The organism is Nocardia sp. NPDC059764, assembly GCF_042732555.1.
Classification (GTDB): domain Bacteria; phylum Actinomycetota; class Actinomycetes; order Mycobacteriales; family Mycobacteriaceae; genus Nocardia.
Genome location: NZ_JBHWHH010000181.1, coordinates 1 through 14,565, shown reverse-complemented (window position 1 = coordinate 14,565; position 14,565 = coordinate 1). Strand labels below are relative to the sequence as shown.

Annotated in this window: 17 protein-coding genes; 7 read left to right on the top strand and 10 right to left on the bottom strand. The window is 69.3% G+C overall.

Annotated elements, in window-relative coordinates; translation table 11 throughout:
• The first annotated feature begins 251 nt into the window (after nt 1-251).
• Both ACFV4K_RS29435 and ACFV4K_RS29430 read left to right on the top strand, forming a co-directional pair.
• On the top strand, nt 252-485 hold the full coding sequence (locus ACFV4K_RS29435; protein WP_379279305.1) for a hypothetical protein: 234 nt from the start codon (nt 252-254) through the stop codon (nt 483-485).
• Between the two features lie 58 nt (nt 486-543).
• On the top strand, nt 544-1,041 hold the full coding sequence (locus tag ACFV4K_RS29430; RefSeq protein ID WP_379279303.1) for a hypothetical protein: 498 nt from the start codon (nt 544-546) through the stop codon (nt 1,039-1,041).
• Between the two features lie 156 nt (nt 1,042-1,197).
• Here the strand turns inward: ACFV4K_RS29430 and ACFV4K_RS29425 are convergent, their stop codons facing one another.
• From ACFV4K_RS29425 to ACFV4K_RS29410, 4 genes are all read right to left on the bottom strand, one after another.
• A complete protein-coding gene (locus tag ACFV4K_RS29425; RefSeq protein WP_379279307.1) occupies nt 1,198-1,848 on the bottom strand; it encodes an urease accessory protein UreD in 651 nt (216 codons plus the stop codon).
• Complete coding sequence (gene ureG / locus ACFV4K_RS29420; RefSeq protein ID WP_357085201.1) at nt 1,838-2,545, bottom strand: urease accessory protein UreG; 708 nt, start codon at nt 2,543-2,545, stop codon at nt 1,838-1,840. Before ureG ends, ACFV4K_RS29425 begins: the two co-directional genes overlap by 11 nt.
• Nucleotides 2,546-2,611: 66 nt before the next feature.
• A complete protein-coding gene (locus ACFV4K_RS29415) occupies nt 2,612-3,244 on the bottom strand; it encodes an urease accessory protein UreF (protein ID WP_379279301.1) in 633 nt (210 codons plus the stop codon).
• A 61-nt stretch (nt 3,245-3,305) separates the two neighbouring features.
• Nucleotides 3,306-3,527 carry a hypothetical protein gene (locus tag ACFV4K_RS29410; protein ID WP_357277261.1) on the bottom strand — a complete coding sequence of 74 codons (222 nt, stop codon included), beginning with the start codon at nt 3,525-3,527 and terminating at the stop codon, nt 3,306-3,308.
• 167 nt (nt 3,528-3,694) lie between these two features.
• Here ACFV4K_RS29410 and ACFV4K_RS29405 point away from each other — a divergent pair, with 167 nt between their 5' ends.
• On the top strand, nt 3,695-4,672 hold the full coding sequence (locus tag ACFV4K_RS29405; RefSeq protein WP_379279299.1) for a zinc-binding dehydrogenase: 978 nt from the start codon (nt 3,695-3,697) through the stop codon (nt 4,670-4,672).
• Here ACFV4K_RS29405 and ACFV4K_RS29400 read toward each other — a convergent pair.
• Entirely contained in the window at nt 4,661-5,557 is an 897-nt protein-coding gene (locus ACFV4K_RS29400) for an SDR family NAD(P)-dependent oxidoreductase (protein WP_379279298.1), read from the bottom strand. The two genes, ACFV4K_RS29405 and ACFV4K_RS29400, sit on opposite strands and share 12 nt — an antisense overlap.
• 114 nt (nt 5,558-5,671) lie before the next feature.
• Here ACFV4K_RS29400 and ACFV4K_RS29395 point away from each other — a divergent pair, with 114 nt between their 5' ends.
• Complete coding sequence (locus ACFV4K_RS29395) at nt 5,672-6,511, top strand: hypothetical protein (RefSeq protein WP_379279296.1); 840 nt, start codon at nt 5,672-5,674, stop codon at nt 6,509-6,511.
• On the opposite strand, the gene ACFV4K_RS29390 is transcribed toward ACFV4K_RS29395, so the two are convergent.
• A complete protein-coding gene (locus tag ACFV4K_RS29390; RefSeq protein WP_379279294.1) occupies nt 6,508-8,007 on the bottom strand; it encodes an MFS transporter in 1,500 nt (499 codons plus the stop codon). The two genes, ACFV4K_RS29395 and ACFV4K_RS29390, sit on opposite strands and share 4 nt — an antisense overlap.
• A gap of 127 nt (nt 8,008-8,134) precedes the next feature.
• Here ACFV4K_RS29390 and ACFV4K_RS29385 point away from each other — a divergent pair, with 127 nt between their 5' ends.
• Nucleotides 8,135-8,803: a TetR/AcrR family transcriptional regulator gene (locus tag ACFV4K_RS29385; RefSeq protein WP_379279293.1), complete on the top strand. Its 669-nt coding sequence runs from the start codon at nt 8,135-8,137 to the stop codon at nt 8,801-8,803.
• Nucleotides 8,804-9,035: 232 nt separating this feature from the next.
• Complete coding sequence (locus tag ACFV4K_RS29380; RefSeq protein WP_379279291.1) at nt 9,036-11,387, top strand: arylsulfatase; 2,352 nt, start codon at nt 9,036-9,038, stop codon at nt 11,385-11,387.
• 148 nt (nt 11,388-11,535) lie between these two features.
• Here ACFV4K_RS29380 and ACFV4K_RS29375 read toward each other — a convergent pair whose 3' ends face one another.
• Nucleotides 11,536-11,946, bottom strand: a complete 411-nt coding sequence (locus tag ACFV4K_RS29375; RefSeq protein ID WP_379279290.1) for a YchJ family protein — start codon at nt 11,944-11,946, stop codon at nt 11,536-11,538.
• Between the two features lie 4 nt (nt 11,947-11,950).
• The gene (locus ACFV4K_RS29370) at nt 11,951-12,358 is read right to left on the bottom strand and encodes a hypothetical protein (RefSeq protein WP_379279288.1); all 408 of its coding nucleotides are present in this window, start codon (nt 12,356-12,358) and stop codon (nt 11,951-11,953) included.
• Nucleotides 12,359-12,445: 87 nt separating this feature from the next.
• Between ACFV4K_RS29370 and ACFV4K_RS29365 the strand changes: the two genes are divergently transcribed.
• Complete coding sequence (locus ACFV4K_RS29365) at nt 12,446-12,988, top strand: PadR family transcriptional regulator (protein WP_379279286.1); 543 nt, start codon at nt 12,446-12,448, stop codon at nt 12,986-12,988.
• 4 nt (nt 12,989-12,992) lie between these two features.
• Here the strand turns inward: ACFV4K_RS29365 and ACFV4K_RS29360 are convergent, their stop codons facing one another.
• Together ACFV4K_RS29360 and ACFV4K_RS29355 are read right to left on the bottom strand one after the other, a co-directional pair.
• Nucleotides 12,993-13,664 carry an O-methyltransferase gene (locus ACFV4K_RS29360; RefSeq protein WP_379279284.1) on the bottom strand — a complete coding sequence of 224 codons (672 nt, stop codon included), beginning with the start codon at nt 13,662-13,664 and terminating at the stop codon, nt 12,993-12,995.
• A 65-nt stretch (nt 13,665-13,729) separates the two neighbouring features.
• Nucleotides 13,730-14,032, bottom strand: a complete 303-nt coding sequence (locus ACFV4K_RS29355) for an amidohydrolase family protein (RefSeq protein ID WP_379279283.1) — start codon at nt 14,030-14,032, stop codon at nt 13,730-13,732.
• Nucleotides 14,033-14,565 lie beyond the last annotated feature (533 nt).

Sequence of the window (14,565 nt, the reverse complement as noted above, 5' to 3'; positions counted from 1 at the left end):
GGTATCGACGACACCACCACGGCCGACGCGCCGAACGCCGATCAGGCGTCCGTTCAGGAGTGATCGCCGAGCCAACAGGGCCGGAATCCATCACCAGGATTCCGGCCTCTTCGCTAGTCAAAACCCGCTTGTATGGCTACTTTTCGGTTATCTCGAGGCTTCTCGGTCGTCCATGTCGCTCACCAATCCAGGTGGTCGGTGGGTTCGAATGTCGGTCGTCCCGATGTTCCCCCTGACCAGAAAGGTCATGTATGGCCGCAGGTAAGCACCGCGCGCTCAACCCGCACCGGAACAAGGTCGGCAACGTGGTGGCGGCGGGTGCCGTCCCGCTAGTCATGGCGATCGTCGGATCCGGTGCCGCCAACGCCGCCCCGTCCGAGATCGCTCCAGGAGTGGCTCAGAGTGACGACGCGCCCAGGGCCCAGTGGCCGGCGGCGGCGGCCCCGAATGTGAATCCCTATGAGGGCATGCACAATTCCGAGTGACACCAAGAGCTCGCTCCAGTGGTCGCGTCAGGCCCCGGACACGAGCTATCTCGCCCCCGTGGGCGCGCTCCACCCGCCGGTTCCGGTTCAGGCCGTGCCGCCGATCGCGCCCCCGCCGGGCATGTTCCGGTTCGGCGACGTGACGGTTCCGGCGCCCGACTGGATCGACAGAGAACAGGCGATCCAGATCAATGACAATGCCGCGCAGGTCGAGGCGAATCTCGCCACCTTCCTCGACTCGATCGGCATGGAGCGCAGCCGCTCCGACCGGATCGCCGGGCAGACCATCGGCACCGCCGCGATGGGCGCCGTCGCCGGAGCCGTCGCCGCCGTCCCGATCGAGCTGAGCTCCGCCGCGGTCGGCGGTGTGACGGGCCTGGTCGTCGGCGCCACCTTGTTCCCGGTCGGCCTGGTGGCCGGTCCCGTCCTCGGCGCGGCCGCGGGCGCGGGCGCGGCCATGGTCGCCATCCCGGCCGCTGTCGCCGGTGCCGCGATCGGCGCCGCCGTCGGCGCGTTCAACGGATTCAACGCACCGCCCCGCGTCGTCGGCGACTGATCCCTCCTCGACGAGGCCGCTCGACCAGGTAGATGTGCGCACGCGGTGGGAACCGGCGGTGAGGTTGGTTCCCGCCGCGAACGCGACCCGCCGTGTGCGGATGGCTGTGCTCGGATTTCGAAGTTCTTGCGCGACAGCGATTTTCCGATGTGCCGGTCAGGCCGTCAGCAGTCGACCGGTCCGCGTGAACAGCGTGCCGCCCGCGGCCAGCGGCAGCAGCGCCTGATCCAGGCCCGCCGTATCGGCCGGGCGATCGTCGGGATAGGTGAGCACGCTCTCCAGCGCCCGCGGCTCCGACAGCGCGTCGTCGGTGATCGCCTCGGAGCCCAGTTCCAGACGGTGCCGCAGCAGCGGAATCGCACCGACATCCGCGATCGACTCCCCGGTCCAGTGACCGTGGTCCTCGCCCGTGCGGCCGATCTGCACCCGTTCCCGAAGTCGCAGCCGCGCACCGTCTTCCAGACGCACCGTGGTGAACGTGTCGTGTTCCGCGCCACCCGCGACCACGGTCGGTTCCGGATCGAAGTCCAGTTCCCCGCCCGCGGCCACCTCGAAACGCCAGTGCGCCACCGACTTCCGGGTCTCACGGCCCGGCAGCGCGATGGTCGCGGCCACCGACCGCACCCGTAGCAGCGCGCCCGCACCCACCGAGATCATGATGTCCAGGACGTCACCGCCCAGCGGTGTGGCGGCGGTGCCGATCAGGTGCACCGTGTCCGGGCCCGTGTGCCGCGCCGCCAGGCCGCCGACCGCCTGGACGCGCGGCAGCGTCCCGGCGGACGCGGTGATGCGGAGCTCAGTGCGAATGGGCAACGCCCGCATCCTGTTCGGCGGCCAGCCGCAGCTGCTCGCGCACCCAGGCCAGCACCGGCGTCGCGGCCGGGTCCTGGGTGAGGGAGGTGAACACGAACGGCCGGCCCTCGCGCACGGTCGTCGAATCGCGTTCCATGACCGACAGATCCGCGCCGACCATCGGGGCCAGATCGGTCTTGTTGATGACCAGCAGATCCGACCAGGTGACGCCCGGGCCGCCCTTGCGCGGCACCTTGTCGCCGCCGGCCACGTCGACCACGAAGATCTGGGCGTCGATCAGACCGGAGGAGAAGGTGGCGGTCAGGTTGTCGCCGCCGGATTCCACCAGGATCAGATCCAGCGGCGGGTTGGCCTCGATCAGGTCGTCGATGGCATCCAGGTTGGCGGTGATGTCGTCGCGGATGGCGGTGTGTGGGCAGCCGCCGGTCTGCACGGCGGTGATGCGCTCGTCCGGCAGCACCGCGTTGCGCCGCAGGAAGTCGGCGTCCTCGGTGGTGTAGATGTCGTTGGTCAAGACGGCCAGCGACAGCTCGTCGCGCAGCTGCCGGCACAGGGCCGCGGTCAGCGCGGTCTTGCCCGATCCGACCGGACCGCCGATCCCGATCCGCACCGGTTCCCCGGGCGTCCGCTCCCGCTTGGGGCGGTCGTGACTGTGATCGTGCGGTTCCCCGTCGATGAGGTGAGGTGGCATGTGCGCTCCTTTCACCCCCATCCTGACCCAGTCACGTAAACCGGGTGTTACCTGGCCCGTGACCGGCTACGACGCGAACAGCGGCATGTCCCGGCGGGGGTGGCGTTCGGCGAGCACGTCCTGCAGCGGGTCGGAGAGCGCGGCCAGCGATTCGGTGGCGGCGCGGGCGGTGGCGTCGCACACCGGGGCGAGGCGGATGGTGCAGGCGGCCACGGCGGCCGGATCGAGGGCGAGCAGGCGCTGCGCGGCGGTGGCCGCCCCGGTCATGGTGGTGTAGACGGTGACGGCGGCGATATCGGCGGGGGTGGCCCCGCACACCGTGCCCACCACGCCGAACACGGTGGACAGATGGGGGCGGGCGCCGAGAACGCGCCACTCGGCGTGCGGCCAGACCTGTTTGGCGAGCCGCAACAGGCCGCGGCCCTGGGCGCGGGAGGCGGTGCGGGCGGCCGGGGACGGGGTCCGAGCGTCGGCCTCGAGTTCAGCGCGCTGCGGATCGAGAGTGCCGGCGCAGACGGCCGCGGCCAGCGAGGCCGCCACCAGTCCCGAGGTGCGGATGCGCCGTCGCAGGAACAGTTCCACGCTGGGCACGTCGCGCAGCAGTCCGGAGGTGATGGCCTCCTCGACGCCGCCGGAGTGCACGTGCCCACCGATCGGCAGCCGGGAGTCGGCGAGGGTCAGCAGGGTGGCCAGGCTCATCGCCGCACGTCCGGGTGTCGCATGGGTCGATCCTAAGCGGCACCCGGTGCGGCGGTGTCGACTAGGTGAGCAGGCAGGGCATGGCCGCCGAGATGCTCTGCAGCGCACAGGTGATGGAGTTGGACAGCCCGGCCGAGCCGGTCATGGGCACCAGTCCGGCGACCGGGGCGGCGCCGGTGTCGGTGACGGGCACCAGCTCGACCGGGGCGGCCATGGCCGGGGCGGCACCGATGCCGGAGGCGATGGCGGCGACGGCAAAGGCTTTCAGTGCAACGTTTTTCATGAATATCCCTTTCTCACACAGCATCCTCACAGAATGTGATCGCAGCGAGACTAACCCACGTTCCACAGGTGTGAACGGTGTTTGTTTCAAAATGCGTGATTTGACCTGAACAATCGTTGAGGTCGCAGACTGGGCGGGCAGAACGTCAACGAGGTAGAGGAGTCGCCGTGCACGCCATCCGTCTTCACGAGTTCGGGCCCGCCGAGAACCTGCGGTACGAGACCGTCGCGGATCCCGAACCCGGGGCCGGGCAGGTCCGGATCGCCGTCCGCGCGGCGGGAGTGCACCTGCTGGACACTTCGATTCGACAGGGCGTGGCGGGCGGCCCGCTGCCCTTGCCCGAGCTGCCCACGATTCCGGGCCGCGAGATCGCCGGGACCGTGGACCGGGTCGGGCCCGGTGTCGACGAAAGCTGGCTCGGGCGTTCGGTTGTCGCGCACATCGGGCAGGCGCCGGGCGGGTATGCCGAGCTCGTGGTCACCGAAGCCGAACGGCTGCACGCGATTCCGGACGGCCTCGACGCGGGTTCGGCGGTGGCGATGATCGGCACCGGCCGGACCACACTGGGCATTCTGAGTTTCGCGGAGGTGGGCCCGGAGACGGTGGCCCTGGTTCCGGCCGCGGCGGGCGGCATCGGCACCCTGCTGGTGCAGTATCTGGTCGCGGCGGGCGCGACCGTCATCGGGCTCGCGGGCGGTCCGGTGAAGACCGAGCAGGTGTACGAGAACGGCGCGGATCTCGCCCTGGACTATCTCGATCCGTCCTGGCCCGAGGCCGTGCGCGCCAAGTACGGGGAGCGGCCCGCGACCCTGCTGTTCGACGGGATCGGCGGAGACGTCGCGCGCACCGCGGTCGATCTGCTCGCCGACGGCGGGGTGCGCCTGGTGTTCGGCTGGTCCGGCGGGCAGGTCGACCTCGACGAGCAGGCCCTGGCCGCGCGCGGGATCACCTCGCAGGTGGTGCTCGGTCCGCCGCTGCTGCAGCGCGGGGGCGGCTTGCGCGCCTTGGAGACTCGCGCGCTGGCCGAGGCCGCGGCGGGCCGGTTGCGCCCGGCGGTGCGGTCCTTCCCGCTCGCCGAGGCGGCGGCCGCGCACCACGCCCTGCAGACCCGGGCGACCACCGGCAAAGTGGTGCTACTCCCCTGACCTGCGCCCGAGGCTGCGTTCCATGAACCGTTGCGCGGCCCCGCGGCGCAGATCCGTCCAGGCCTGCACCGGACCGGTCCACCAGGGCGAGATCTCGAGGGGCCGCGCGACCACGGCGTGACAGACCAGGTTGGCCGCCTCGTCGGCGGTCAGCCCGGGCACGCCGGAGAAGTCGGTGGGCGCGCTCATGCGGGTGTGCACCAGCGGCATGTACACCGAGGTGGTGGTGACGCCGTCGGCGGCGATCTCGGTGGCCACCGTCCGCAGCCAGATGTCGAACGCGCCCTTCGACGCGCCGTAAGCCGACCAGCGCGGCGCGGGCGGCATGCGCAGACCCCAGGTGGAGATGTTCACGATGTGCCCGCGGCCGCGTTCGCGCATACTGGGCAGCAGGGTCAGCAGCAGCCGCACCGGGCCCAGATAGTTGACGTCGATGGTGCGGGTGAAATCGTGGAAGCGGTCATAGGATTCGTCGATCGGGCGGCGGATCGAGTGGCCCGCGTTGTTGATCACCACATCCACCCGGCCGTGTTCGGCCAGCACCCGGCGGCCCAGCGCTTCGACGGCGTCGAATTCGGTGATGTCGGACTGGTAGACGTGCGCGATCCCGCCCGCGGCGGCGATCTCGGCGGCCACATCCTCGAGGTCCTCGCGCGACCGCGCGACCAGCAGGACCGTCGCGCCCGCCGCGGCCAGCTTCCGGGCCGCCGCCTTGCCGATGCCGTGCGAGGCCCCGGTCACCAGGATCACCGTGCCCGACACCGCCTCGCGCAGGGCTTTCTCACGCGGCCGGGAGGTCGGGTAGAAGATTCGGGTCGCCACGCGTTCGGCCAGCGGTCGGCCGTTCGGCCCGGCCGGCTGGTTCGGGGCGTCGTGCTCAGCCACGTCTCCGAGCCTAACCGCCGGACCGGTATGTGATCGCGAATGAGTGGAAATACCCTGGCCGCACTGCGGATTCCTGAACCAGGATGAGGACCACATCCCGGGGGAAGGAAACCGATGACGACTACTCGAGCGCCGGAGCGGCCGACGCCGGAGCAGGTGACGTTCTGGGGCTGGTGCGCCCGCGCGGTGGTGCTGGTGGTGTTCGTGCCGCCGCGACTGCTGTGGGAGGGGGTCACCCGCCTGCCGCGGCTCATCGCGGCGGCGTTCCGGTTGTTCACCGACCATCTCGCGCAACCGCTCGCGATCCTGTTCCGGGACTGGGTGTTCCGGCCGCTGCGCAATTTCGTGCGCAATTACCTGTGGCATCTGCTGATCCAGCAGTTGTTGTTCGGCATGGTGCTCACACCGATCGGCGCGTTCCTGCTGGCGTACTTCCTGCGCCCGATCCAGCGCGCCATCGAGGAATGGTTGTGGCGGCGGGTGCTGAAGCCCGGCATTCCGTGGCTGTTCCGCACGTTCGTGAGACCCATTGCCGAGGCCATTGTCTGGACCGTGGCGAATCTCTGGAAATGGCTTGTCGCGGTACCGCTCTCGTCGCTGTGGCGGTATGTGCTGAGCCCCGGTGGCCGCTGGCTGGTGACCGCCGTCATCGAGCCGCTGGTCGAATGGCTGATCGTGTGGCCCGCGAAGCAGCTGTGGCGCCGGCTGCTGCGGCCCCTCGCCTACGCGATCGTCGCGGTGATCGTGTTCGGCTGGCGGGTGGCCACCGCCGTCGTCGCGGTCACGGTGGTGACCCCCTGCCGATGGCTGCATCGCGCGGTCCTGCGACCGCTGTTCGCGGCCATCGCCCGGGCGTGGCGGGCCCTCGCCGATCCGGTGCGCCGGCTGTATCAGCGGGTGATCATGCCGTGGCGCGCCCGGATCACCGAGGTGTGGACCGGTCTGTTCGGCTAGTGCGCGGAACCGGCTTTCACCGCAGCGTCTTTCGCGGGCGTCCCGGTCTTGGCGAAGAACGCGACCGCGGCCATCGCGGCCAGCAGCACCGCGCCGGTGGTCGTGGCCACGTGCATGCCGGTCACGAACGACTCGCGCGCCGAATCGACCAGGGCGGTGTCGCCCCCGGCCTCGGCGACGGTCTCCCCCAGCGTGGATCCGAAGTCCCCGCCGGACCGGAACACCAGCGCGGCCAGAGAACCCAGCAGCGCCAGGCCCAGACCGTTGCCCAGTTCGAAGCTGGTCTCGGAGATGCCGACCGCCGATCCGGCGCGTTCGGGCGGCACCGAGGACACCGCCACCTCCGACACCAGGGTGAAGGCGATGCCGAAGCCCGCGCCCGCGACCACGGATCCGGCCACATACCAGCCGATTCCGCCGTTCACGCCGACCCCGAGCAGCATGAGGTTGCCGAGCGCGGCCATGCCGAGGGCGAGCACGAAGGTGGTCTTGGTGCCGAACACACGCCCGATCCGCGCACCGCTCATGGAGAACACGAACACCACGACCGCGCCGGGAACCCCGAGCAGTGCCGCGGCCAGCGGGTCGCGGCCGGTGACCGATTGCAGATACACGCTGGTCAGGTAGCTCATCCCGGCCAGGGCGAGCATGCCGACGGTGCTGGAGCCGATGGCCACCGAGAACAGTCCTCGACGGAACAGGCTCAGATCGAGGAGCGGTTCGTCGAGGTGGCGCTGCCGGCGGACGAACGCGGTCAGCAGCAGCGCGCCGACGATGCCGATGCCCACCGCGGGCAGGTCGAAGCCCTCGGCGGCCAGGCGCTTGATGGCGTACACGATCGGCAGGATGCCGCCGATCGACAGCAGCACGCTCACCCAGTCGAGGGGTCCGCGCGCGGCGGCGCGGTGCTCGGGGAGCAGCAGCGGCCCGAAGACCAGCAGCACCGCCAGGACCGGAGCGTTGATGAGGAACACCGAGCCCCACCAGAAGTGGTGCAGCAGGACGCCGCCGATGATCGGCCCGACCGCCGAGCCGCCCGCGAAGAACGCCGTCCACACGCCGATCGCGGTGGCGCGGGCGCGGTCCTCGGGGAACAGGGTGGAGATCAGCGCCAGCGAGGAGGGCAGCAGGGTCGCGCCGCCCAGACCCATCAGCGCCCGCGCCGCGATGAGCACGCCCGCGCTGGGGGCGAAAGCGGCCAGCGCCGAGGCGATTCCGAAGACGGTGGCCCCGGCCAGCAGGATATTGCGTCGCCCGATGCGGTCACCGAGATTGCCCATGGTGATGAGCAGGCCGGCGATCATGAAGCCGTAGATGTCGAGGATCCAGAGCTGTTGGGTGGCGGACGGATCCAGGCTCTGGGTCAGGGTGGGCATAGCCAGGTAGAGCACCGACATGTCCATCGAGACCAGCAGCACCGGGAGCAGCAGGACGGCCAGACCCGCCCAGGCACGGCGCGGCGTCTTCGCGCCGGGGCGCGCGAGGGTACTCGTCATGACCTATCCTTCGGGCTGCTCGGGGCCCACCGGGCCCTGTCCATGGAATGCGCCCGGGCGTACAACGTACGCTCGAGCGCGGGTACAGTGTACGCACACCCCGCGCCGGAAGGGAACAATTCGTCCGATGACCGAGGCCAAGCTCACCCGGGCCGCCATCGTCGACACCGCCATCGCCCTCGCCGACGAGTCCGGACTCGACGCGCTGTCCATGCGCCGCATCGCCGAGCGGATGAACGCCGGGGCCATGTCGCTCTACCGGCACGTCCCCAACAAGGACACCCTGCTCGCCGCCATGACCGACGAGGTCGCCCGCCGCAACCCCTACCCCCCGGCCGAGGGGCAGGACTGGACCTGGCGTGACCGGGTGCGCATTGCCGCCGAAGTGGATTGGCGGCTCTACCAGCAGCACCCCTGGGTGCTGTTCACCTTCGCGGTGCCGCGCTACAACTTCGGCGAGCACAGCCTCACGGTGCTGAGCTGGCTGGTGGAGGGCTTCGCCGAACTCGGCGTCGACGCCCGCGAGGCGACCCGCATGTCGCTGTCGGTGTGGAGCTATATCGCCGGGGTCGCCCTGCAGGAGGTCAGCGCCCGGCTGCTGCAGGGCCGTGACAGCAGCGCCGACGAGCGCTCCGGGCTCACCGCCCTGCTCGACGGTGACCCGCACTGGCCCACCCCGCCCTCGCTGGCGGGTCTCGTCGGCAGCGGTGACACCGCCCTGCTGGATCCGGAGCACCTGCTCGACACCGGGCTCACCGCACTCTGCGACGGCTTCGAGGCCCGCGCCGCGCTCTGACCCGACCGAGACCGTCGTCCGCCCGAAAACCGTTCGGTATCGGGCTCGTTCAACCCCCTCGCCGCAAGTACATTCCGGTCGGTACTCTTTGAGAGGTGCGAAAGGTGGGTGATCCGCACGGGTTCCGGACGCCGAGTCCCGGAACCGCGTGGTCACCGACGCGTCGATGAACTCCCAGCGGTCACGCCGGAGCTGGGTCCCTACCAACGATTCTCCTTTTCCGAGGTGAATGATGGCCAGGAAGTTCGAAGGACATATCGCCCTCGATATTCGTGATTCGGTCGCCGACTGGGGACCGTACGCGGAACCGACCGCCCCGCCGGGCGCGCCCAATGTGCTGTATCTGGTGTGGGACGACATCGGCATCGCCACCTGGGACTGCTACGGCGGCCTGGTCGACATGCCGAATATGAAGCGGATCGCCGACAGTGGCGTGCAGTTCACGCAATTCCACACCACCGCACTGTGTTCACCCACCCGCGCCTCCCTGCTGACCGGGCGAAACGCGTCATCGGTCGGCATGGCGACCATCGAGGAATTCAGTGACGGATTCCCGAGCATGTCGGGACGCATCCCCGCCGACACCGCCTTGTGCTCGGAGGTGCTCGGCGAACGCGGGTGGAACACCTACGCCGTCGGCAAATGGCATATGACGCCGTTGGAGGAGGAGAATCTCGCGGCATCGAAGCGGCACTGGCCGCTGGGGCGCGGATTCGAACGGTTCTACGGTTTCCTGGGCGGTGAGGCCGACCAGTGGTATCCGAATCTCGTCTACGACAATCACCCGATCGCGCAGCCGTATTCGCCGGAGGACGGCTATCACCTGTCGAAGGACCTGGCCGACAAGTCGATCGAGTTCATTCGCGACGCCAAGGTGATCGCCCCCGACAAACCGTGGTTCATGTACCTGTGCCCGGGGTGCGGGCACGCCCCGCACCATGTCGCCCAGGAGTGGGCGGACCGATACCGCGGCACGTTCGACATGGGCTACGAGAAGTACCGCGAGATCGTGCTCGACAACCAGAAGCGCATGGGCCTGATTCCGGAGAACACCGAGCTGTCGCCCATGAACCCGTACAGCGATGTCACCAGCGCCGACGGCAAGCCGTGGCCGGCGCAGGACACGGTACGCGCCTGGGATTCGCTGTCGGAGAACGAGAAACGGCTCTTCGCCCGCCAAGCGGAGGTGTTCGCCGGATTCCTGTCCTACACCGACGCCCAGATCGGCCGGGTGCTGGACTACCTCGAGGAGACCGGTCAGCTGGACAACACCATCATCGTGGCCTTCTCCGACAACGGCGCCAGCGGCGAGGGCGGTCCGAACGGCTCGGTCAACGAGATGAAGTTCTTCAACGGCTACATCGACACGATCGAGGACAGCCTGGCCAAGCTCGACGAGCTGGGTCTGCCGACCACCTACAACCACTACAGCATCGGGTGGGCGATGGCCTTCAACACCCCGTACAAGCTGTACAAGCGGTACGCCTCGCACGAGGGCGGCATCGCCGATCCCTGTCTGATGGCCTGGCCGGCGGGCATTCCGGCCCGCGGCGAGATCCGCCACCAGTACCTCAATGTCTGCGACGTCACCCCCACCGTCTACGAGCTGCTGGGCATCACGCCGCCGGACACGGTGAAGAACGTGCCGCAGCGCCCGCTCGAAGGGGTCAGCTTCCGGGCCTTGTTCGAGAACGCCGACGCCGATGTCGGCAAGCACACCCAGTTCTATTCGATGCTGGGCACGCGCGGCATCTGGCATCGCGGCTGGTTCGCCGACACCGTGCACGCGGCCTGCCCGTCCGGCTGGGGACACTTCGATCAGGACCGCTGGGAGCTGTTCCATATCGATCAGGACCGCAGCCAGATGCACGACCTGGCCGCGGAGCATCCCGAGAAGCTGGAGGAATTGAAGGCGCTGTGGTTCTCCGAGGCGGAGAAGTACAACGGGATGCCGCTCAATGATCTCGACATCGTCTCCGCGATGGTGCGCTTCCGGCCGACGTACGCCAGGGGCATGGACCGTGCCGTCTACTACCCGGACAGCGCGGAGGTCGGGCCGGGCGCGGCGCTCGAGATCCTGGGCCGCTCGTTCGCGCTGCTGGCCGAGACGACGATCGTCAGCCCGGACGCGGAGGGCGTGCTGTTCGCCCACGGCGGGCGGCTCGGCGGGCACGCCCTGTTCGTCCAGGACGGTCACCTCTGCTACGTCTACAACTTCCTCGGTGAGGAGGAGCAGGCCATCGTCTCCGACTGCCGGGTACCGCTCGGCGATCACATCCTCGGGGTGCGCTACGAACGGCACGGCACCCGGCCCGACCATTACACGCCCACGGGTGAGGCCGTCCTCTACATCGATGAGAATCCGGTGGGTTCACTCGATGACATGCGGATCCAGCCGACCGTGTTCTCCGGGGTCGGGGAGGGCGTCCGGGTCGGCCGGGACACCGGGCAGTCCGTGTCGGCCCGGTACCACGCGCCGTTCCCGTTCACCGGCGGAACCATGCACCAGGTCATCGAGGACGTGACCGGAAAGCCGTACCAGGATCTGGAAATGGCTGCGGCCGCCGCGTTCTCGCGCGACTGAGCCGCGCGCTCGGGGCGGTGTTCCCGTCGGGACTTTCCGCTGGTCGCCGCCCCGAGCGCAGCCGTGGTGGCACGCTGTGCACGATTGCCGATCGTGCACAGTCACGCGGTGTGCGAATACGCAGGGGCGGCAAGGAGTTACGGCTCGGTCAGCGCTCGATGTCGCCGTCGAGGTACACCCACTTCCCCTCGTCCCGGCGAAATCGGCTGTTCTCGTGCAGTTCTCCCGCCGCCCCGTGCACGCGGTAGTGGGCCCGGAATTCCACGGTCCCCTCGATGTGGAACGGTCCCCCGCCGGTCGCGCCGAGGATCTCGAGCCGATCCCAGCGCATGCCCGGATCGAAATCGACCTCGGCGGGCCGGGTTTCGGGGTCCCAGCTGCGCAGCAGGTACACCTCGTCCTGGACCGCGAAGGCGCTGAATCGCGACCGCATCAGTTGTTCGGCGGTGGTGGCGGCCCGTTCGCCGCGGTGCAGCCGCCCGCAGCAGTCGGCATAGGCGGCGGGCAGTCCGCACGGGCAGGACTCGGGCGCGGGACGGTTCTCGCGGCGCTTCGACATGGGCCTAAGCGTAGAAGCTGCGTCCTTCGGCCCCACCGGACACCGACCACACCTCCACGATCTGCCCGTTCTCGGCGCGCAGGATGTCGGTGCCGCTGAGTTCGCGCACGATCGTCCCGTCCGGTGCGGTGATCCTGGCGCCGTAGGGGCGGGCGATGATTCCGGTTCGGGTGTCGTCCATTTCGACGACCGGGGTGCCCTGGGTGGAGAACTCGAGGCCCGGCCGTTCGGCCCGGAAGGTGTCGATGGCGGCGGCGAAGGTCGCGCGGTCCTTCACGCTGTCGTAGGCGTCCGCGCCCGGCTGGGCGTAGCGCAGGGTGAAGGCGAGAGCCATGATCTCGTCGACCAACGCGAGGTCGCCGTTCCACATCTGGGTCCAGCGGTCGAACAGGTCGATGGCATAGTCGCGCATATCCACTCCAATAGTCTCATTGATACCGTATGACTGACGCCAAGGTATAGTCTCAGCGATACGGTGTCAAACGAGAGGGGATTCGGAATGGCCGAGCTAGGCCCGCAGGACCACATCGTGCTGGGGCTCATCGCCCGCCACGGACCACTGACCCCCTACGACATCAAGGCGCGGCTGGAGGAGAGCGTCGACAAGTTCTGGCCCATCCCCCACGCGCAGCTCTACCGCGTCCCCCCGCGCCTGGCCGATCAGGGCCTACTCCGCGAGGAGGCCGAGGAGTCCGGCCGCCGCCGGCGCATCTTCCACCTCACCGACGCCGGCCGGGCCGAATTGACCCGCTGGCTGGGCGATCCCACCTCACCCCAGCCCGAGACCCGCGACCCGGCGCAGCTGAAACTGTTCTTCGCCGACCTCGGCGAGCCCGGCGACGTGGTGGCATTGGCCCGCAATCAGGTTGCCGAGCACCGGCATTGGCTGGACATGTACCGGGCGCTCTACGACGAGATCGACGCCACCGACAGCGTCCGCGCCACCTCGCGGGCCCGCATCCTGCGCCTGGGCATCATGCACGAGCAGGCGTACGTGGACTATTGGGAGGAATTGGCCGCGAACCCCGATCCGCGGCAGTGACCGGTCAGTCGTCGTCGCCGACCACGACGGCGTAGGCGAAGCCGTCCCAGCCCTTGCCGCCGACGGTCTGCACCACGGTCCCGTCCAATCGCGGCTCGGCGGCGATGAATTCGATGACCTCCCGGCTGGCCCGCACCGCCGCGTCCCCCGAATCCGCGTCCGCGATCCCGCCGTTGCGCACCACATTGTCGACGACGATCACCGACCCGGGCCGGGTCAGCCGCAACGCCCACCGCACATAGTTGGTGTTGTTGACCTTGTCGGCGTCGATGAACACCAGATCGAACGGCTCGGGCCGCTCCGCCTCGAGCTCGGGCAGCGAGTCCAGCGCCGCGCCGACGCGAATCTCCACCCGATCCCCCACCCCGGCCCGATCGAGGTTCTCGCGCGCGACTTCCGCGTGCCTCGGCTCGAATTCGAGCGTCACCACCCGCCCGGACTTCCCCACGGCTCGCGCCAGCCACGTGGTGCTGTACCCGCCGAGCGTCCCGATCTCCAGCACCCGCCGCGCCCGCACCGACTTCCCGAGCAGATACAGGAACTTCCCCTGCGGCGGCGACACGTCGATGGCGGGCAACCCCGCCGCCGCGTTGGCCCGCAACGTCCCCGAATCCTCGTCCCCCACCAGGGTTTCGACGAGGTAGCGATCCACTCCGGCCCAGTCGGCAGTCGTCATACCTCGCAGTCTGCCAGGGGTTGCGGCACCCGCCCAGCATTGTGCTCACGCTGACAGTTTCACGCTCAGGACTTGACCGCGTCCGCGAGCCGCGGGAGTTGGCGCAGCGGATTGTGGTGTTCGATCTCCATGCGCTGGTCGGCGTCGAAGATCGCGGACAGTCCCGGCGCCGGGTCGTGGGATCCGGTCTGGGGCAGGGTGAGCGCGCTGAAGGGCCAGTCGGATCCGAAGACGATGTGGTCGCGGCCGGTGACCGCGAGCACGCTCGCCATGGCCGCGGCCGAGCCGCTCAGCGCGGTGTCGTAGTAGAAGCGCGAGATCTGGTTCTGCGTGTCGAGAATCGAGGGTTTCGGCAGGTCCTCGGGCATAGTCCATGAAGCCGATGGCCTGCTCGGGCGACCAGTCCGGGGTCGGGTAGCCGCCGATGGTGAGGTGCCCGTGCTCGAGCAGCGCGGCCCGGTAATCCGGCGGCAGGAAGTGCGCGTGCAGGTCGATGCGGTAGGTCCCGGCCGGTGCGGGCTGCTGGGCGCGCGCCGGGGTGCCGAGACCTGCGGTCAGGGCCGCGGCGGCGAGTCCGGCCAGGCCGCCGCCGAGTGCGGCTCGCCGGGCGAGGTCGGGTCCGAATGCGGGTCGAGAGTTCGTCACGGGGTTCGCCTTTCGATCATGATCGAAATCGCTTCTGATATTTTCGTCAGATACGATTCGGGTAACAGTGCTGAGAGGAACGAGGGAGCGCATGACCGCAGCACCGGAGGGGCGGACCCGCACCGATCGGCGGCGTGAACGCACCCGCGCCGCGCTCCTGGGCGCGGCGCAGAAATTCCTGTCGGAGGGGCGTTCCGCCGTGAGTATCCAGGAGATCACCGAGGCCGCCGATGTGGGATTCGGCTCGTTCTACAAC